At 74.5% G+C, this 17,567-nt stretch carries 20 protein-coding genes; 6 read left to right on the top strand and 14 right to left on the bottom strand.

Annotation, left to right across the window (positions count from 1 at the left end):
• Positions 1 to 16: 16 nt before the first annotated feature.
• The 9 genes from AB0P03_RS36060 to AB0P03_RS36020 form a co-directional block, all read right to left on the bottom strand.
• On the bottom strand, positions 17 to 1,177 hold the full coding sequence (locus AB0P03_RS36060; RefSeq protein WP_363582472.1) for an acyl-CoA dehydrogenase family protein: 1,161 nt from the start codon (positions 1,175 to 1,177) through the stop codon (positions 17 to 19).
• Entirely contained in the window at positions 1,174 to 1,893 is a 720-nt protein-coding gene (locus AB0P03_RS36055; RefSeq protein WP_363582470.1) for a hypothetical protein, read from the bottom strand. The genes AB0P03_RS36060 and AB0P03_RS36055 overlap by 4 nt, the downstream gene beginning before the upstream one ends.
• A complete protein-coding gene (locus AB0P03_RS36050; protein ID WP_363632822.1) occupies positions 1,890 to 2,789 on the bottom strand; it encodes a hypothetical protein in 900 nt (299 codons plus the stop codon). Before AB0P03_RS36050 ends, AB0P03_RS36055 begins: the two co-directional genes overlap by 4 nt.
• A gap of 2 nt (positions 2,790 to 2,791) precedes the next feature.
• Complete coding sequence (locus AB0P03_RS36045) at positions 2,792 to 3,064, bottom strand: acyl carrier protein (protein ID WP_063348736.1); 273 nt, start codon at positions 3,062 to 3,064, stop codon at positions 2,792 to 2,794.
• A gap of 47 nt (positions 3,065 to 3,111) precedes the next feature.
• Positions 3,112 to 4,398: a type III PLP-dependent enzyme gene (locus tag AB0P03_RS36040; protein ID WP_363582466.1), complete on the bottom strand. Its 1,287-nt coding sequence runs from the start codon at positions 4,396 to 4,398 to the stop codon at positions 3,112 to 3,114.
• A gap of 2 nt (positions 4,399 to 4,400) precedes the next feature.
• Entirely contained in the window at positions 4,401 to 5,813 is a 1,413-nt protein-coding gene (locus AB0P03_RS36035) for a hypothetical protein (protein WP_363632820.1), read from the bottom strand.
• A 121-nt stretch (positions 5,814 to 5,934) separates the two neighbouring features.
• The gene (locus AB0P03_RS36030) at positions 5,935 to 6,867 is read right to left on the bottom strand and encodes a 3-oxoacyl-[acyl-carrier-protein] synthase III C-terminal domain-containing protein (RefSeq protein WP_363582462.1); all 933 of its coding nucleotides are present in this window, start codon (positions 6,865 to 6,867) and stop codon (positions 5,935 to 5,937) included.
• A gap of 192 nt (positions 6,868 to 7,059) precedes the next feature.
• Positions 7,060 to 7,638: a TrmH family RNA methyltransferase gene (locus AB0P03_RS36025; RefSeq protein WP_363582460.1), complete on the bottom strand. Its 579-nt coding sequence runs from the start codon at positions 7,636 to 7,638 to the stop codon at positions 7,060 to 7,062.
• Positions 7,635 to 8,279, bottom strand: a complete 645-nt coding sequence (locus AB0P03_RS36020; RefSeq protein ID WP_063348741.1) for a methyltransferase — start codon at positions 8,277 to 8,279, stop codon at positions 7,635 to 7,637. The genes AB0P03_RS36025 and AB0P03_RS36020 overlap by 4 nt, the downstream gene beginning before the upstream one ends.
• Positions 8,280 to 8,519: 240 nt before the next feature.
• Here AB0P03_RS36020 and AB0P03_RS36015 point away from each other — a divergent pair, with 240 nt between their 5' ends.
• Positions 8,520 to 8,717, top strand: a complete 198-nt coding sequence (locus AB0P03_RS36015) for a hypothetical protein (RefSeq protein WP_363582458.1) — start codon at positions 8,520 to 8,522, stop codon at positions 8,715 to 8,717.
• 55 nt (positions 8,718 to 8,772) lie between these two features.
• Here AB0P03_RS36015 and AB0P03_RS36010 read toward each other — a convergent pair whose 3' ends face one another.
• Positions 8,773 to 11,322 carry a lysylphosphatidylglycerol synthase transmembrane domain-containing protein gene (locus tag AB0P03_RS36010; RefSeq protein ID WP_363582456.1) on the bottom strand — a complete coding sequence of 850 codons (2,550 nt, stop codon included), beginning with the start codon at positions 11,320 to 11,322 and terminating at the stop codon, positions 8,773 to 8,775.
• A gap of 82 nt (positions 11,323 to 11,404) precedes the next feature.
• Positions 11,405 to 12,166, bottom strand: coding sequence for an SDR family oxidoreductase (locus AB0P03_RS36005; protein WP_363582454.1), 762 nt, complete (start codon positions 12,164 to 12,166; stop codon positions 11,405 to 11,407).
• Positions 12,167 to 12,380: 214 nt separating this feature from the next.
• Here AB0P03_RS36005 and AB0P03_RS36000 point away from each other — a divergent pair, with 214 nt between their 5' ends.
• The 3 genes from AB0P03_RS36000 to AB0P03_RS35990 all read left to right on the top strand — a co-directional run bounded on the left by AB0P03_RS36000 (position 12,381) and on the right by AB0P03_RS35990 (position 14,256).
• Positions 12,381 to 12,647, top strand: coding sequence for a UBP-type zinc finger domain-containing protein (locus tag AB0P03_RS36000; protein WP_363582452.1), 267 nt, complete (start codon positions 12,381 to 12,383; stop codon positions 12,645 to 12,647).
• A 170-nt stretch (positions 12,648 to 12,817) separates the two neighbouring features.
• A complete protein-coding gene (locus tag AB0P03_RS35995) occupies positions 12,818 to 13,090 on the top strand; it encodes a hypothetical protein (protein WP_363582450.1) in 273 nt (90 codons plus the stop codon).
• A 188-nt stretch (positions 13,091 to 13,278) separates the two neighbouring features.
• Positions 13,279 to 14,256, top strand: coding sequence for a sigma-70 family RNA polymerase sigma factor (locus AB0P03_RS35990; RefSeq protein WP_363582448.1), 978 nt, complete (start codon positions 13,279 to 13,281; stop codon positions 14,254 to 14,256).
• On the opposite strand, the gene AB0P03_RS35985 is transcribed toward AB0P03_RS35990, so the two are convergent.
• Positions 14,253 to 14,501, bottom strand: coding sequence for an STAS domain-containing protein (locus AB0P03_RS35985; protein WP_363617653.1), 249 nt, complete (start codon positions 14,499 to 14,501; stop codon positions 14,253 to 14,255). The genes AB0P03_RS35990 and AB0P03_RS35985 overlap by 4 nt on opposite strands.
• Before the next feature lie 190 nt (positions 14,502 to 14,691).
• Between AB0P03_RS35985 and AB0P03_RS35980 the strand changes: the two genes are divergently transcribed.
• Both AB0P03_RS35980 and AB0P03_RS35975 read left to right on the top strand, forming a co-directional pair.
• On the top strand, positions 14,692 to 15,129 hold the full coding sequence (locus AB0P03_RS35980; RefSeq protein WP_363582444.1) for an SRPBCC domain-containing protein: 438 nt from the start codon (positions 14,692 to 14,694) through the stop codon (positions 15,127 to 15,129).
• A gap of 69 nt (positions 15,130 to 15,198) precedes the next feature.
• Positions 15,199 to 15,690, top strand: a complete 492-nt coding sequence (locus tag AB0P03_RS35975) for an NUDIX hydrolase (protein ID WP_363632818.1) — start codon at positions 15,199 to 15,201, stop codon at positions 15,688 to 15,690.
• Between the two features lie 62 nt (positions 15,691 to 15,752).
• Here AB0P03_RS35975 and AB0P03_RS35970 read toward each other — a convergent pair whose 3' ends face one another.
• Both AB0P03_RS35970 and AB0P03_RS35965 read right to left on the bottom strand, forming a co-directional pair.
• The gene (locus AB0P03_RS35970; protein ID WP_363582440.1) at positions 15,753 to 16,502 is read right to left on the bottom strand and encodes a Clp protease N-terminal domain-containing protein; all 750 of its coding nucleotides are present in this window, start codon (positions 16,500 to 16,502) and stop codon (positions 15,753 to 15,755) included.
• Positions 16,503 to 16,699: 197 nt separating this feature from the next.
• A complete protein-coding gene (locus AB0P03_RS35965) occupies positions 16,700 to 17,440 on the bottom strand; it encodes a tyrosine-protein phosphatase (RefSeq protein ID WP_363632817.1) in 741 nt (246 codons plus the stop codon).
• Positions 17,441 to 17,567: the final 127 nt, after the last annotated feature.

Raw genomic sequence — 17,567 nt, 5'->3', positions numbered from 1 at the left:
GGTTGTTCTGTCCCGTTCAGAACCGGCCCACCTTTCCGGTGTGCAGCCCCTGGAACAGATTCAGCTTCTGGATGTTCCGTGTCCCCTCCATGAACTCCACGCCCCGTGCGTCCCGGGCGAGTTTGTCGAGGAGCGGGTGGTCCAGCCGCGCGCCGGGCCCGAAGAAACCCGGCGCGCGCATCGTGACGTCCTCGGCGAGTTCGCAGGCGCGGGCCTTCGCGGCCGAGGAGAGGTGCCCGGCGGCCGGCCTGCGGTCCACCGCGAGGGCCGCCCGGTAGGTCAACTGGCGGGCCGCGTCGATGCGCTGGCCGAGCGACTCGAACAGCTCGCGCTCCGCGCCGCGCAGTTCCCGGCGGTTCTCGGCGACGTAGTCGTGGGCGGCCCGGGCGATACCGAGGGCGATCGCGGCCACGCTCGGGCGGAGCTGGTTGAAGACCGAGACGATGCTCCACATCCCCCGCCGGGTCGGCGGCAGGTGGGCGCCGAGCACCCGTTCGGCGGGCACGTGCACCCCGTCGAGGGTGATCCGGGTCAGCTGGACGCCGCGCAGGCCGAGGGTGGGCAGCGGCTCCGCCCGGAAGCCGGGGTCGGCGGTGTCCACCAGGACGGCCAGCACGCCGAGCCGCTCGGTGCCCGCGACCCGCGCGAACACGGCGCCCAGGTCGGCCCGGGCGGCGTTGCCGACGTAGCGCTTCTCGCCGTCCAGGACGTACGAGCCGTCGCCCACCGGGGTCAGCGTGGTGGTCATCTCGCCGATGGCCGAGCCGCGGTCGGGCTCGGTGAGGCCGAAGCAGGTCCAGCGGGGGCGTTCGGCGAGCCGGCCGTACACCCAGTCCTTCTGCGCCTGGCTGCCGAGCACGCTCAGCAGCACCCCGCACATCGAGGCGCCGGGCGCGCCCAGCATCATTCCGGCGTCGCCGCGCGCCAGTTCCTCGCTCACCAGGACCCGCTCCAGGGTGGCCAGGCCGTGCGCGGGGCCGGCACCGGCCTCGGCGGACGCCCGGTCCCACTCCGGCGGCACCTGGTGGCCGGCCAGGAAGCGCACGGCGGGCAGGTCCAGGAAGCGGTGGACGGCGTCCGGGTCCCGGTCGAGGTCGAGCGCGCCCGCCCGCAGGTCTTCGGCCCACCGCCGCACGTACCGGTGCGTGGTTTCCAGCGGGCCGGGCAGGCTGATCACACGTTCCCCTTCCGGGAGTCGACGTTCTGTGCCGTGTCCCCGGCCGGCCCCGGCCAGCCGCAGTACACGTCGGCGAGGAGCTCGGAGGCGTACGCCGCCCGGCCCGGCCCCTCGGCGGTGAAACCGTACGCCCCGAGCAGCCGCAGCAGCGCGCGGTCGGCCTGGGTGATCTGGGCCTGGAGGCGGGCGAGGGCCGGGCCGTCCAGGGGGTGGGCGGGGGCCGACGGGGAGTCGTCCGGCCCCTCGGCGAGGTCGTCGAGGACGCCCTCGATCTCCAGGTGGTCGATCAGCACGTCGGCGAGCGCGCCCTTGACCAGCTGTTGCAGCAGCAGCGAGGAACCCTCGACCTGGCGGCCCGCGAGGTAGGCCAGGCAGGCCTCCCGCAGCCGCTCGGACGCGCCGAGCCGCAGCCAGGCGAGGCCGGTGCCCCAGTCGTGGGCGTCGGGGCCGGCGGGGGCCCGATCGCCGCCGGCGGGGCCCAGGACGGCCAGGCCGGGCACCGGATCCCGGCCCCCGTCCCCGTCCTCGTCGTCGCCGAACTCGGAGTACTCGCCGAGGAGTTCGCGCGGGACCACGGCGTGCCCGCGCGGGCCGCGCGGTGCCACCCCGGGGGACAGCGCGCGGGAGAGCAGGGTCAGTGCGGGGACGAGGCCGTCGTTGCGCGCGCTCGTCCGGGCCTCCTGCCAGTGCTCGCGCACCTCGGCCGGAACCGTCATCGGACCCCCAACTCCCCCGTGTCGAGTGTGCAGTAGGCCAGGAATCCGCGTTCCCGGTCGTAGTCGGCCACCACCACCGGGCGGTCCCGGTCGGCGGCGGCGAGCAGGGCGGCCCAGCCGCCGGTGGCGGGCTGTCCGGCCGCCACCTTGGTCCACGGACCGCCGTGTGTCGGAAGTTCAGCACAGCCGTCGGACAGGCCGGAGCCGGTGACCAGCGCGGCCGAGGTGTCCCAGCCGGCGAACAGCCCCGGCTCCGGGAGGCCCTGGGCCGCGCCGCCCAGCGGCGCGTCGCCGCCGTCCCAGTGGATCAGCAGCGCGACCGCGGCGTCCGCGTGGACGGCGCTCTGCCCCGTCGCGGGCAGCGGGAACGGCTGGGTGCCCTGGTCCACGACCAGCAGCAGCAGCCGCGACCAGCCGCACCGCCGGGCGTACTCCACGGCGACCCGCAGCGCGCTGAACGGCGCCAGGACGCCCTGGTCGGACAGGGCGAAGGAGAGCGGCTCGCCCGGCAGCCGCCCCTTCACGCAGGAGGCGACCAGCTCGGCGTGGTCGAAGTCCGGTGCGGAGTAGGCGACCACCACCACCTCGGGGCACTCCTCGGCGGTCAGCGGGCCCAGCGCGTCGAGCGCGCCGTGGGCCAGCTCCACCGAGGTGCGCCGCCCCGAGGCGGCGAACTGCTCGCGGTCGAAGTCCGCGCCGTAGAGCGCCCCGAGCTCGCGGTAGAAGTCCTCCCGCGCGGCCTCCGGCCGGTACGGCGCGCCAGGCCCCGGCGGGGTGTGGGCGCCGGCCCGGATCAGCCGCGGCAGGACCGCCGCCGGGGCCGGGCCGGGCGTGCCGGGCGGGCCGTCCGCGCCGGCCGGGGCCGGACGCCGCACGGGCGCAGTCGCGCGGAACATGCTTAGGCGCTCGCTTCCGCGGCGACGAAGCCGGCCAGCGAGCCCACGGTCTCGAAGTGGGTCATGTCCAGCTCGTCGGCGTCGAACTGCACGTCGAGGATCTCCTCGATGGTGATGAGCAGTTCGAGCGCGCTGCTGGAGTCCAGGCCCAGCTCGTCGAAGAGGCGGACGCCCGGGTCGGCGCCGGAGACGTCCTTGTTGAGGACCTCCGACAGGCCCTTGCGGACGGCGTCGACGTACTTCACGTCGGCCACGGTGTTGGCGGTGTCGCTCATGGTGTTCTCCTCGGGCTGGTCCCGGCCGTGGGTCGGCCGGTCGGTGGTCAGTTCTGGTCGTCGCCGGGGGCCGCGTACAGCCGCTGGCGGCCGAGCATGGCCTCGACGTCGTCGCGCTCCCGGATCAGGTGCGCCCGCCCGTCCAGGACGAGCACCTCCGCCGGGTAGCCGTGGCTGAGGAAGTGCACCGGCGAGGCCGTCGGCCCGTACGCGCCGGAGCGCTGCACCCCGATCAGCTCGCCGGCCCGCAGCGCCGGCATCGGCACCTTCTTGCCGATGACGTCGTTGGGCGTGCAGAGCGGACCGGTGATGTGCCAGGGCTCGGTGGCCGGCTCGTCCAGCCGCTCCAGCGCGGCCATCGGGAAGTTGCGCTTCACGTACGAGCCGATGCCGACGGCCGCCATGTGGTGGTTGGTGCCGCCGTCGGTGACCGCGAAGTTCTCGCCCATCGAGGTCTTGGTGTAGCGCACCCGGGTGACGTAGGTGCCGGACGCGGCGACCAGGAAGCGGCCCAGCTCCATGATCATGCGGGTGTCCGGGTGCCGGGTGCGGAAGTCCGCGATCAGCGGGTTGAGCCCGGCGGTCAGCTCGGCGACGTCGAGGTCCTTCTCGTTGTCGAAGTAGGCGATGCCGAGGCCGCCGCCGACGTCGACCGTCTCCAGCGGGAAGCCCAGCTCGGTGGAGAGGCGCTCGGCCAGCTCCAGGATCCGCCGGGTGTTCTCGACGACGGACTCCTCGATCAGGATGCGGGTGCCCAGGTACACCTGGACGCCCATCAGCCGGATGTTGGGGTAGCGGCCGGCGAGGTCCTTGCCCTCGGCCAGCAGCAGCTCCTCGTCGGTGCCGAACTGGCGCGGCTTGCCGCCCATGGTCAGGCCCGAACCCTTCACCGAGAAGCTCGGGTTGACCCGCAGCGCGACCCGGGCGGTGATCCCGCGCTCGCGGGCCACCTCGTCGATCAGGTCCAGCTCGCCGATCGACTCGCAGACGATCGCGTGGATGTCCTCGTCCAGGCAGGCCGCCACCTCGCCGCGGCTCTTGCCCGGGCCGAGGAAGATGATGTCGCGCGGCTCGACCCCGGCCCGGCGGGCGGTGACCAGCTCCGTCAGCGAGGACACCTCGGCGCGCGAGCCCAGGCTGTGCAGCAGCGCGCAGACGGAGATGTTGGGGTTCGCCTTGAGCGAGTAGAAGACCTCCAGCGCCGGGTGCAGCGCCTCGCGCAGCCCCTGGAAGCGGGTGGTGATCTCCTCGCCGTCGTACAGGTAGAGCGGGGTGCCGAACTCCTCGGCGAGCTCGGTGATCCCGAGGCCCTGCACCTCGAATGCGACGCTCACGGTCAGCTCCGTTCCGGGTAGGCCGCGAGGCGGCGGGTGATGTCGGTGTCGAGCGCCTCGATCTCCTCGTCGGAGGCACCGACGAGCACGCCGTACAGCCGGCCCTCGAAGCCGTCCGCTTCGGTGTCGGCGGCGGTGCCCGCGGCGGCGTTCACCGTGGCGTAGTTGTTCACGAACAGGCCGCGCGGGCGCGGTCCCCGCTCGGTCAGCAGCAGCCCGTCCAGCACCTCGGCCAGTTCGGCGAAGGGCAGCGGGCGGGTCAGCCGCAGCGGGAAGTGCCGGGCGACGGCGACCTCGTCGGCCCCGGCCAGGCCGCCCTCGTGCACCACGTTCTGGTACGTGGACATGTTGTTGCGGGCGTTGATCTCGATGACCGGGTACAGGCCCTCGTCCGGGTCGACCATCGCGTCGACGCCGACCACGCCGTAGTAGCCGTCGGCGGCGAGCCGCTCGCCGAGCCGCAGCGCCGTCGCCCCGATCTCGGCGACCTGCCCGTCGGTCAGCCGGGCCGGGATCCGGTGGCCCTTGTGGACGCCGCCCTCGGTCAGCAGCTCCTTGACGAAGTCGAAGTGCGTGGAGCCGTCCCGGCCCACCGTGAACTGGTAGTTGAGGTCGCAGCGCTTGGCGACCCACTCCTCGATCACCAGCGCGGTGCGCGGGGCCCCGCCCGCGGCCTTGGCGGCGCGCTCGGCCTGCTGGACCGCCATCCGGTGCAGCCGGCCCAGCCGGGCCTCGGAGTCCAGCACGACGATGCCCTTGCCGGACACGCCGAACGCGTCCTTCAGCACCACCTTGCGGCCCGCCGCCAGCAGTTCACCGGCCGCGGCCACCGCCTCGGCCAGTTCCTCCAGCGTCTCGCAGGCCCAGCCGCGGGCCTGGCGGATGCCCAGCTCGTCGGAGAGCCGGCGGCTGTACACCTTGCTGTTGACCCGCTTGCAGACCGCGGCGGTCGGCGCGCCCAGCCGCAGCCCGGTGCGCTCGGCCAGCTCCTCCTCGACGGTGGAGATGCCGTGCGCGGTCAGCCGGGCGCCCTCGGCGGCGACGGCGGACAGCGCGCGCAGCAGCTCGGGGTCGGCGAGGGCGTCCTCGCTGACGGTGCGCTGCGGGTCCTGGCCGGCCACCACGTGCACGGTGGGCAGCTCCAGGCCGAGGCCCTCCAGGTAGCCGCGGTAGCCCTCGTCCAGGGCGGTCTTCAGCACGACGTGGTCGTCCTTGTCGCCGAGCAGCAGCGCGAACTCGTCCATGCGGTTCACCACCGCGCTGCCCGCGTGCGAGGCGACCCGGGGCAGCGCGGGCTCGCCGAGCGCCCAGTGGTTCTCCACCTCGAAGTTGCCCAGGAACACCAGCGGGGTGTCCGCGGACCCGGTCACGGCGCGCTTGAGGCGCGCGCTGAAGCCGGAGGACGGTAGATGCATGTCGACCTCGTCATTTCTCGTGTGCGCTCGGGCGCGGTGCGGCGGGTGCGCGGGTACTGCGGTGCTGCGGTGGTGCGGGTGCGCCGGTACTGCGGGGGACGGCCGATCCGGTGGGCGGCCGTCAGTGCTCCAGGACCATCGCGGCGAAGGTCGCCCCGAGCCCCACGCTGGTCATCAGGTAGCGGTCGCCGGGGCGCAGCCGCCCCAGCTCGGTGGCCTTCTGCAGGTTGATGAAGGGGTCGGCGCAGAAGCAGTGCCCGGTCTCGCCGACCAGGTCGAGGAAGACCTTGTCGAGCGGCAGCCCGAGCGCCTTGCAGACGCCGATCCACGACAGCCGGTTGACGTTGTGCGGCAGCACGAGCGCCAGCTCGTCGAGGCCGCAGCCGGCCTCCTCCAGGGCGGCGCCGATCACCTCGCACAGGCCGGGCCCGTACAGGTCCTGGAACTCCTTGGCGGCGGCGTCGCCCATGATGAACTCGTCGCCGAACTGGGTGTGGGTGCGCGTCGCGTAGCCGAGCATCCGGTCGGAGCCGGCACGGTCCGCGCTCACCAGGAAGGCCACGGTGCCCTCGCCCATGACGGTGACGTCCGGGATGGACTGCGTCCGGGTGGTGCACGCCTTCTCCCCGGCCAGGACCAGGGCGAGCGCGTTCGGATCCGGGTCGGCGGCTAGCAGGGTGCCCGCCAGGTCCAGCGCGAGCAGCCCGGAGGCGCAGGCGTGGTGCGAGACGACGAAGCCGGCGGCGTGCTCCAGGCCGAGCTCGACCTGGATCGGTCGGAGCGAGGTCATCGGGTACGGCAGCGGCGACGGCATCGTGCGGGCCTGGAGGACGTACTTGACGCGCTGTTCCTGCCCGCGCAGCTCCACCAGCTTGGTCGCGGCGCGCAGCAGCAGCTCGGTCTCGGTGGCCGCGGGGTCGCGGCACACCTCGGAGAGCCCGTAGAAGCGCTGGTAGCGCCGGAGCTGCACATCCGTCAGCTGGAGTTCCTGTTGGAAGCGCGCGATCGGGATGGTGTCGGGAAGACAGCTGGAGACTGCCGTGATCGACGTCATGCCAACTACAGTCGCCTGGAGCGCTGACGCTTAGCTGACGCTGCGCTGACCACCGCCGGCGGGGCCGGGGCGCGCTCCCCGTGGACGCCGGGGAGGTCCGGCCCGCAGGCGTGGTCGACCGTCCCGTACCGCCGGGCGGAAACGACCGGAGGGGTGGGCCTTTCGGCACACCCCTCCGGATCGGATCAGGTCCTACTCGTCGTCGGCCCCGCCGAGGTCGCCGAGGTCGGTGCCGTCCGGGGTGCCGCTGATCGCGTACCCCTGGCGGCGCGCCTCGTAGCAGGCCACCGTCGCGGCCGCCGACACGTTCAGCGAGCCGACCCGGCCCAGCTGCGGCACGAACACCACCTGGTCGCAGAGCGCCAGCGCGTCGGGGGTGATCCCGCGGTCCTCGTGCCCCAGCACGAAGGCCACCGCCGGGGTCAGTTCGGCGGCGAACATCGGCACCGCCTCGTCCGCCAGCTCCAGGCCGACCACCTTGAAGCCGTCCGCCTTCGCCGCCGCGACCGCCTCCGCGACCGTCGGGAAGTGCTCCACCTTCAGGTACTTGTCGGTGCCCATCGCGGCCTTCTGCGCGCCCGAGGAGCGCACCGACGGGGTCTCCCCGGCCAGGTACAGCTTCTCGGCGCCCATCGCGGCCCCGGTCCGGACCACCGAGCCGACGTTGAACGGCGACTGCAGGTTCTCCAGGATCATCGCGAGCCGGAACTCGTTGCTGCGCCGCCACGAGCGGTGCAGTCGCTTCAGTTCGGTCCCGCGCAACTGCTTCACGACGACGTTCCCCGTCCACTCTCCGTGCCCTCGCCCGGCTCCGGGCGGGGTCGTGCTTCCAGAATCCGGAACCCGTTGACCGACGCGACCCGGGTGGTCGGGTAGCCCTGCTCGTTCAGCCACTTCTGCAGCGAGTCCGAGCCCAGGTGCTTCTGCACCACCAGGAACGCCGAGCCGTCCGGGGTCAGCCGGCCGAGCCAGTGCGTGAGCAGCCGGCGCAGCGCGGCCTTGCCGATCCGGATCGGCGGGTTGGAGTAGATGGTGGCGAACCGCACGTCCTGCGGGACGTCCTCGGGCAGCGCGGCCTGGACGTTGCCCAGCCGCAGCGCCTCGGCGTTCAGCCGCACCAGTTCCAGCGCGCGCTCGTTCACGTCCACCGCCCAGACCGGCAGCCGCCTGCGCCGGCTCGCCCAGGTCAGCGCGATCGGGCCGTAGCCGCAGCCGACGTCCAGGATCGGGCCGCGCACCCGCGGCTGCGGGGCGTGCTCCAGCAGGATCCGGGTGCCCGGGTCGAGCCGGCCGCGCGAGAACACTCCGGTGTCGGTGGTCAGTTCGAGGGTGAGGTCCGGCAGGGAGACCGTGATCGGCCGGCGCTCGCTGGCGACCTCGGGTGCACCGGTGAAGTAGTGCGAGCCGGACATGATTTCCCCGTCGTTCGTAAGGGCCTCGGGGCCACCGGGTGGGTGTGGGTAAGCCCTTGGTACGGCACCGATCGTACCCCCGGTGGCCTGCGGCGCGTTCCGTGCCGGCCGGCGGCCCGGGCGCCGCGGGGCCGCCGCGGCGCAATCGCGCCCGGCCGCCCGGCGACGGATACTGCCAGTACCGCCCCCGCGCCCGTGGGAGCCTCCGGACAGTGCCTCCGAACAGTGAGGACGGACGCCATGCCGCAGAATCACGAGGACTACCTGATCGACGAGGCCGTCGAGACCGTCGAACCCGACGACGAGGCACCCGAGGGCGACGAGTACGACGAGGTGGCCGAACGCCGGGCCGTCGGAGCCGACCCGGCCACCGATGTCGCCGACGCCGCCGAGCAGAGCCGCGTCGTCCAGCTCGACGAGGACGAGTACCGCGAGTAGCCGCCGCCGGGCCCGGTCCGGGGCGCCGTCCGGGGTGCGCGCGCTGTCCGGGGCCCTACAGCGCCCGGCGGCGCTGCAGCCAGGTCATCGCCGCCCAGCCCGGCAGCACCGGCAGGATCAGCGTCAGCAGGCGGTACGTCGCCACCGCCGCCAGCGCGCCGCCCTTCTCCATCGACGCGGTCTGCTGCAGCAGCGCGATCAGCGCCCCGTCCACCGCGCCGGCCCCGCCCGGGGTGGGCGCCACGTTGCCCGCCGCGTTGCCCACCAGGAACACCACCGCCACCGAGGCGAAGGACGGCTCCCGGCCGATCGCCCGGGTGCAGCAGTACAGGCAGCCGATCAGGCAGATCGACACCAGCAGCTGCCCGGTCAGTCCCACCGCCAGCCGGGCCGGGCTGCGCAGCAGGTCCAGCAGCCGCGGCAGCACCTCGGTGGTCAGCGGCCGCAGCCGCGCCGCCAGCCAGCGCCGGGCCGGCGGCACCGCCGACACCACCGCCAGCAGCGCCGCCGCCCCCGCCAGCCCGCCCACCACGGCGGGCAGCGCGTCCAGCTCCGAACCGCCCGGTTGCAGGTCCAGCAGGTAGACGAAGGCGCCCAGCTGGAGCAGGTGCAGCACCAGGCCGATCAACTGCCCCACCCCGACGCTGGACAGCGCCTGCGCGGTCGGGATCCCGGCCCGCTGCAACAGCCGGGTGTTCAGCGCGATCCCGCCGACGCCCCCGGGCGACACCAGCTTCACGAACGCCCCGGCCAGCTGCGCCAGCACCGCGTTGCGGAAGTCCAGCCGCTCCGGCACGAACCCGACGAACCCCATCGCCGCCGTCACGTGGCTCAGCGCCGCCGCCAGCAGCGCCAGCGCCAGCCACGCCGGATCGGCGTCGGCCACCGCCGAGATCGGGTTGTCCTCGGCCGCGAACAGCTGCGGGATCAGCAGCCACCCGGCCACCACCCCGCCCACCACCGCCAGCAGGGTCCGCGGCCGCAGCCGCTCCAACCGCACCGGCCGCACCTCCGCCTGCGGCCTGGTCCGCAGCACCTCCGCCCGGATCTCCTCCAGCAGCCCGCCCCCGCCGGCGGCGGCCTCGTCGGGCCCGGGGCCTGCCGGGCCGTCCGTGCGGGCGGCGGCGGTCGGGCGGGCGGTGTGCTTGAGGGCGTGGCGGGTGGTGCGGGCGAGCGCGATGGGCTGGAGGAGGGGGAGGGCGGCCTCGACGGTGTCGGCGCCGAGGACGGTGACAGCGGTGTGGACGGAGCGGGCCGCGCCGGCCCGCAGGGCGAGGGTGGTGAGCAGCTGGGCGATGTCGCAGCGCAGCACGAGTTCGCTGGCCGCGATGTCGCCGTCGGCGAAGTCGACCAGGTGCACCGCGCCGGTCGCGTCCACCAGCAGCGAGGACGGGACGAGCGCCCGGTGGGCGGTCTCCCGGCGCTGGAGGCGGGCGAGCTGCCGCCAGGCGTCGGCCAGCAGGTCGTCGGTGATCTCCTCGTCGGGGAGCCGGTCGAGGGTGCGTCCGGGGAGGTGTTCGTAGGCGATGAGGGCGGTGTCCTGGCCGAGGCCGGCGGTGGCGGCGATGCGGCGGGTGCGGACGCCGGCGGCGAGGGCCGCGTAGGTGACGAGCGCCTCGTGTTCGAGGCCGGCGCGGGGGGAGCGCAGGGCCCGGGGGTGGGGGGCGGTGCGCAGCCGCAGGCGGCGCCAGGCGCGCTGGACGGCGGCGGCGGTGACGGCTTGCCGGTCGAGGAGCTGGACGTCGAGGTCGGGCCGGTCGTCGGCTTGCCGGACCAGGTAGCGGTCGGGCCCGGCGGGGTGGGCCTCGGCCGGGTGCAGGCCGCTCTCGCGCAGGGCCCGGAGGATCTCGCCGGGCCTGGGCAGCGGGTCGGGGGTGCCGACGGCGTAGAGGGTGCCGTGGGCGCCGGTCCAGCCGATGAGCAGGCCGAGCAGCAGGGCGGTGGGGGTGGCGTACCCGCCGGCGAGTCCGGCGAGGCCGGAGAGGGCGAGGACGGCCCAGGGGGCCCGGTGTTCGCGGTTGCCGGAGGCGGTCATGAAGGCGAGGACGGGCGCGAGGTAGCCGTAGACGGGCTCGGTGTGGCCGAGGGCGCCGCCCGGTAGGGCCTGGGTGAGGGCGGCGAGCAGGGAGACGGGGGCGACGCCGTCGGCCCACAGGTCGAGGAGCAGGGTGGCGCCGTAGGCGAGGACGGCGGCGAGCAGGCCGTCGGAGACCTGCTGGAGGGCGCGTCGCCGATCGGGGCCGAGGAGGCGGCGGGCGGCGAGGACGACGGGCACCAGCAGCACGGCGGCGGTGGTGAGGCCGCCGGCGAGGCCGGCGAGCGGCCGGGGCACCAGTTCGGCGGCCTCGGCCACGTCGGCGGCGATGCCGCCGGTGGTGGCCCGGGCGTAGTCGGCGAGCAGCAGGGTGAGGGCGATGGCGATGAGCCCGGTGAGCAGCCGGATCAGGGCGACGGGCTGCCGGATCCGGCCGGGTTCGGACACCGCCCGGGCCGGGCCCCGGCCGGCTCCGGCGCTCGCCGGTATGCCGGTGTCCGCCGGTGCGGGCGTGCCGGCGGTGTCGCCACCGCCGGTGTCGCCGTTCGTTCTCCCCGTCACGATCGCCACGGGTGGCATGCTCCCATGCCTCCCCCGATGGTGGAGCCGGAGCCCGGAAGCCGGCCCGGATCGGGGGAGTCCGAGGGAGGCCCTACGCCTGCCGGGTCGGCACGACGACCGTGTGGCTCAGGTTGACGTGCCGGGGGCGGCTGACGGTGTAGGCGATCAGGTCGGCGAGGTCCTCCGCGGTGAGTGCGGGGATGGCCGCGAACATCCCGCCGAGCTGTTCGCGCAGGGCGGGGTTGTCGATGTGGCCGCCGAGTTCGGTGTCGGTCAGGCCGGGCTCGATGGAGCTGACCCGGACGTCGCGGGGGCTGAGTTCGGAGCGCAGGGCGGCGGACAGCTGGGTGAGCGCGGCCTTGGTGGCGCTGTACACGGCGTAGTTGGGGAAGACGACGCGCGAGGCGATGGAGGAGACGTTGACCAGGTCGGCGGCCCGGCCGTCGGCGGCGGCCGCGGTGAGGTCGTCGGCGAAGGCGCGGATGATCCGCAGGGCGCCGGTGAGGTTGGTGTCGACCATGCGGGTCCACTCGTCGGTCCGGCCGTCGGCGAGGGGGTTGGGCAGCATCACGCCGGCGCTGTTGACCACCAGGTCGACCCGGCCGTAGGCGTCGTGGACGGCCTTGGCGGCGGCGTCGACGGAGGCCTGGTCGGTGATGTCGGCGGTGACGGCGAGGGCCTGGCCGCCGGCGGCGGTGAGCTCGGCCGCGAGGGTGTCGAGGCGGTCGGTGCGGCGGGCGAGCAGGGCGACCCGGGCGCCGTGGGCGGCGAGCAGGCGGGCGGTGGCCGCGCCCATGCCGCTGGCGGCTCCGGTGACGACGGCGGTGCGGGCGGCGAGGGCGGGGTAGCTCATCGGTGGCTCCTGGGCCTGGGAGGGTGGTGGGGCTGACGACGACAACTGTGTGCGGGCGGCGGAGGTTCGCCCAGGGCCGTGTGCGTCCCGGGTGCGGCCCTCCCGGGATCCGCGTTCCTGGGTACGGCGGTACCACCCTGGCGTCGGGAAGGCCGACCGGGCGCGCGGCGTGTCTTGAGGCCGGGGCCGGCCGGGCCGTCACTACCCTGCGGGCATGAGTGCCTGCGAAGACCTCGCCGCGGCCCCCCAGGACATCGAGCCCCTCCCCCCGGCCGACGGCTGCGCCGACTGCCTGGCCCAGGGGCGCCGGGACTGGGTGCACCTGCGGATCTGCCTGGACTGCGGCCACATCGGCTGCTGCGACTTCTCGCCGCAGCGGCACGCCACCGCGCACTTCCACAACACCTCGCATCCGGTGATCCGCTCGTACGAGCGGGGCGAGGACTGGCGCTGGTGCTTCGTCCACGAGGTCATGGGCTGAGGCCCGGCGCGGGGCGCGTCCCGCGGATCGGGCCGGTCCGGGGAAGCCGGGGCCCGTTTCCGGTGGCATCCGGGCGCAACCCGGATAAAATCCGGACATAACGCCCGCGCGGCCCCCGGCCCCTCCGGTCGACATCCGTCCCGCCGGTGACCGCCGAAGGGAGGCCGACGATGACCAGGCGAACACCGGGCAGCACTGCCCAGCTCCGCCGGGGCACCCAGGAACTGCTGGAGCGCCGCGGCATGGCGACCGCGCCCACCCGGCTGGTGCCGATGCTGCGCGCCGACGCCATGTCCTCCGCCACCGCCGGGTACGCCGCGCCCGACGCCTTCCGGCACGGCGGCCGCGATCAGGCGGCCTCGGCGGGGCACGCCGCCCCGTCGATGCACGCCGAGCTCAAGGGCCACCGGCACCGCGGAGCGGAGAAGCACTCCGCCCACTGAGCGGATCCGGGTCCGGGGGCGGGCGCCGCGTTCCGGCGCCCGCCCCCGACGCGTGCTCGGGGGGCGGTGTCCGGGGGGCGGTGTCCGGGGTGGTTCGCGGTCGGTGCGGGGCGCGCCGGAGCGTTGTCAGTGGGCTGGAGTACCTTCGTGCCGTTCACCAGCACGGGGCGGGACGACGGGGGCGCACCATGGCCGACCTGATCACGGAGGAGCCGGTCGAGCTCCAGTTGGAGCGGTACCGGACGGAGCTGACGGGCTACTGCTACCGGATGCTCGGCTCGGTCTTCGAGGCCGAGGACGCGGTGCAGGAGACGATGGTCCGCGCCTGGCGCGGCCACCGCGGCTTCGAGGGCCGCGCCGCGCTGCGCTCCTGGCTGTACCGGATCGCCACCAACGTGTGCCTGGACGCGCTGAACGGCCGCAACAGCCGGGCCCGCCCGATGGACCTGGCCGGCCCGGTGACGGTGGCCACGGCGAGCGACACCCAGCTGCCCGAGGTGACGTGGATCGGCCCCGCGCCGGACGGCCGGGTGCTGCCCGAGACGGGTGACCCGGCCGAGGTGGCGGCCCAGCGCGAGTCGGTGAAGCTGGCCTTCGTCGCCGTGCTGCAGCGCCTCGCGCCCCGGCAGCGGGCCGTGCTGATCCTGCGCGAGGTGCTCGGCTGGAAGGCCGCCGAGGTGGCCGAACTGCTCGGCGTCACGGTGGCCTCGGTGAACAGCGCGCTGCAGCGGGCGCGCGCGGTGCTCGCCGGGGACGGCGCGGCCGCCCGCCCGGCCCCCGCGCTGGACGACGACCACCGCGCGCTGCTGGACCGCTACGTCCGCGCCTTCGAGGCGTACGACATGGACGGCCTCGCCGCGCTGCTGCACGAGGACGTCACGCTCAACATGCCGCCGTACGCGATGTGGCTGCGGGGGCGGGGCGAGATCCGGGCCTGGATGCTCGGCCCGGGCCACGGCTGCCGCGGCTCCCGGCTGGTCCCGGTGACGGCCAACGGCGCTCCGGCCTTCGCCCAGTACCGGCCGAGCCCGGCGGGCGGGCACGAGCCGTGGGCGCTGATCGTGCTGGAGGTGTCAGCGGGCCGGATCACCGGGTTCACCAACTTCCTGGACACCGACGTGCTCTTCCCGCTGTTCGGCCTCCCGCCCCGGCTGGCCGCCGACTAGGCCCTGTCCGGCCGCCGGAGGTCGAGGGGGTCCACGCCCCCCGGCAGCAGGGCCGCGAGCCCGCTGAACGCGAGCAGCTCCCGCAGCGGGCCGCTCGCGTTCACCAGCACCACGCCCACCCCGTGCCGCGCGGCGGCGAGCCGCAGCCGGGCGAGGGCGTCGACGACGGCCAGGTCGGGCGCGGTCAGCGCGTCCAGGTCGCAGGTCAGGGCGGGGGCGGGCGGGGGCTTCGGCGTGGTGTCCATACTGCTTGGACCGGCCCGGCGGCCCGGGCTCATCGGCTCCGGCGGAACTTCTCGGAACTTCCCGGAGCTCGACAGAACTCCGCAGAACTTCTCGAAAGAATTTCCGCGTGGAGCGATGAGTTTCGGTCGCGCCCTCGGTCTACTCCTGTGAAAGCGCCACCGTGGCGCCGCGATCACGAAGGACGACACCATGACCGAGAACCTGGGCGAGCTGACCATCACCCGCGAGCTGCCGGCCACCCCGGACGCCGTCTTCCGCGCCTACGTCGAGCCCGAGCAGTTCGTCCGCTTCTGGGGCCCGGTCGGCACCCACGTCGAGCTGGACACCGTGACCATCGAGCCGCGGGTGGGCGGGCGCTACGACAGCACCATGACCATCGACGCGACCGGCGACGCGTACCCGATGTGCGCCAAGATCACCGAGATCCGCCCGGGCGAGCTGATCGCCCTGGTCGAGGAGAGCGTGGGCCTGCGCTCCACGATGACCTTCAAGGACCTCGGCGACGGCCGCACCGAGGTGGTCCTGCACCAGACCGAGGTGCCGGCGATGTACTGCGGTCCGGAGGCCCGGGCGGGCCTCAACTCCAGCTTCGACCGCCTGGTCGAGCACCTCGCCGCCCAGCGCTGAACTGACGGTCCCGGGCGGGTCGGTGGCAGAGTGGGCGGTGCAGAACCACCGTGCCCCAGGAGGATCGCAGTGACGGCTGAGCCCTTGAAGTCCCGCGAGGAATGGTTGGCGTCCCTGCCCAGGATCTACGCGGCGGCGGGCTGCCTGCTGCGGGACGAGTCCGGCCGGATCCTGATCGTGAAGGCCGGGTACCGCGAGCACTGGCAGTTCCCGGGCGGCACGATCGACCTCGGCGAGGGCCCGGTGGAGTGCGCCTCGCGGGAGCTGCTGGAGGAGACCGGCATCGTCAGGGCGACCGGGGAGCTACTGGCCATCTCCTGGACCCACCCCTCGTCCGAACTCGACCACCCGGCGCAGCATTTGATGTTCGACTTCGGCACCGTCCCGGACGGCACCCCCGTGACCGTCCCGGCCGGCGAACTGGACCGGCACCAGTGGGCCACCGTCGAGGAGGCGCTGGAACTCCTCGGCCCGGCCCGCTCGCTCCGGCTGCGGGCGGCGCTGGAGTCGGCCGCCGACGGCCGGGTGCGGATCGTCACCACGCCCGTCTCCGGCTTCTGAGTCCCGCCCGAGCCCAACCGACCGGCCCCGGGCGGGAGTTCCGCCCGGGGCCGGGCCCCGTCTCACGCCTGCTCGGCGTTCCGGGCGGCGATGATGGCCTTGACGGCCTCGGAGGTGAAGGTCTCCGCCTCGGACTTCTCGACGCCGAGGCCGGCGAGCACGCCCGAGCCGTTCTCCAGCTCCAGCAGGGCGAGCAGGATGTGCTCGGTGCCGACGAAGTTGTGCCCGAGCTTCAGCGCCTCACGGAAGGTCAGTTCCAGCGCCTTCTTGCCCTGCGCGTCGTACGGGATCAGCGCGGGCACCTGCTCGGCGGCGGCCGGCAGGACGGCGGCGGTCGCCTCCCGGACGGCCTCCGGGGTGACGCCCTGGGCGGCGAGCGCCTTGAGCCCGATGCCCTCCGGTTCGGCGAGCAGGCCGAGCAGGAGGTGTTCGGCGGTGATCTCGGCGTTGCCGGCCGCCCTGGCCTCCTCCTGCGAGGCCATCACGACGCTCCGGGCCCGGTCGGTGAACCGGGCGAAGCCCTGGCTGGGGTCGAGGTCGGCGGGGGTGCCCGGGTCCTTGGGGACGAACCGCTTCTGGGCGGCCTGCTTGCTGACGCCCATGCTGCGGCCGATGTCGGTCCAGGAGGCGCCGGAGCGGCGGGCCTGGTCGACGAAGTGGCCGATCAGGTGGTCGGCGAGGTCGCCGAGGTGGTCGGCGGCGATGACCGCGTCGGACAACTGGTCGAGCGCGTCGGGGTGGACCTTCTTGATCGCGGCGATCAGGTCGTCGAGGCGCAGCGGAGTGGTGTTGGGAACGACGGGATTCTCCATGCGTCAACCGTAGGTTGTCGATCCTGGGCCGTCAACCATCGGTTGACGATACGCGCGAGTAGTCTTCGGCGGCCCCTGCGGGACGGGAGGCGTCCGATGGGCGGGTCGAGGATCCCGGCCCTGCCCGAGGCCGGGCTGTCTCGCGAACTCAAGCTCCAGGTCGTCGAGTTGCAGGAGCCGGCCTGGCCCGGTGGCCGCTACGCGGCGGGCAGCAGCCGGGCCCGGACGGCGGCGACCTCGGCGGGGGTGGCCCCGGCGGCGAGCAGGTAGCCCGCCGGGTCGAGGCCCTCCAGCGCGCCCGCGAGGACGGCTTCGGCGGTGGTGCCGGCCTCGGCGAGCACCGCGTCGATCCGGTGGTACTGGTCCGGCAGGCCCAGCATCCCGTACAGCGGGCGGACGTTGGGGCCGCTGAGCTGGTAGTCCTCGACGATCGCGGCCCGTTCGACGCCGGCCAGGGCGAGCAGCAGCAGGGCCGCCAGGCCGGTGCGGTCGCGGCCGGCGCCGCAGTGCACGACCAGGCCGCCGGGGCGGGCGCCGGCGATGGCGGCGATCAGTGCGGCGGCGGCGTGCGGGCAGTGGTCCAGGTAGGGGCGGAGCGCGAGCGGGGTGCCGTCCAGCCGGCCGTAGGCCTCCCACCAGGCGGGGCCGGCGAGTTCGTCCAGCGGGACGCGGATCAGCTCGACGCCCTCGGGGAGCGGGAGGAGCGGCTTGTACTCCTCGGCGTTGCGCAGGTCGACCACGGTGCGGACACCGTGGTCGAGGAGGGCGTCCCAGCCCTCGGCGGTGAGGCGGTCCAGGTTGTCCGCCCGGACTATCGCCCCGCGGGCGGTCGGCCGGCCGGAGGCGGTGGGCAGTCCGCCCAGGTCGCGGACGTTCAGGCAGCCGTCCCACACGAGGGTGCGGTCCTCGGTGGCGGTCAGCGCGTGCGTCCGGCTCATGGGGGCCCCGTTTCCTCGACCGGGGGTCCCGTTACCCCCTCGTTATGAAGGACTCCCGGGAGATCCGGATGGTTCCGTGCTGTTCGGATCGCCGACACCCGGCGTTGGGGCCGGTTCGGGCGCCGTC

Origin of the sequence: Kitasatospora sp. NPDC088779 (assembly GCF_040685395.1) — a bacterium.
Taxonomy (GTDB): domain Bacteria; phylum Actinomycetota; class Actinomycetes; order Streptomycetales; family Streptomycetaceae; genus Kitasatospora.
This window is presented reverse-complemented; position numbering and strand designations above follow the sequence as displayed.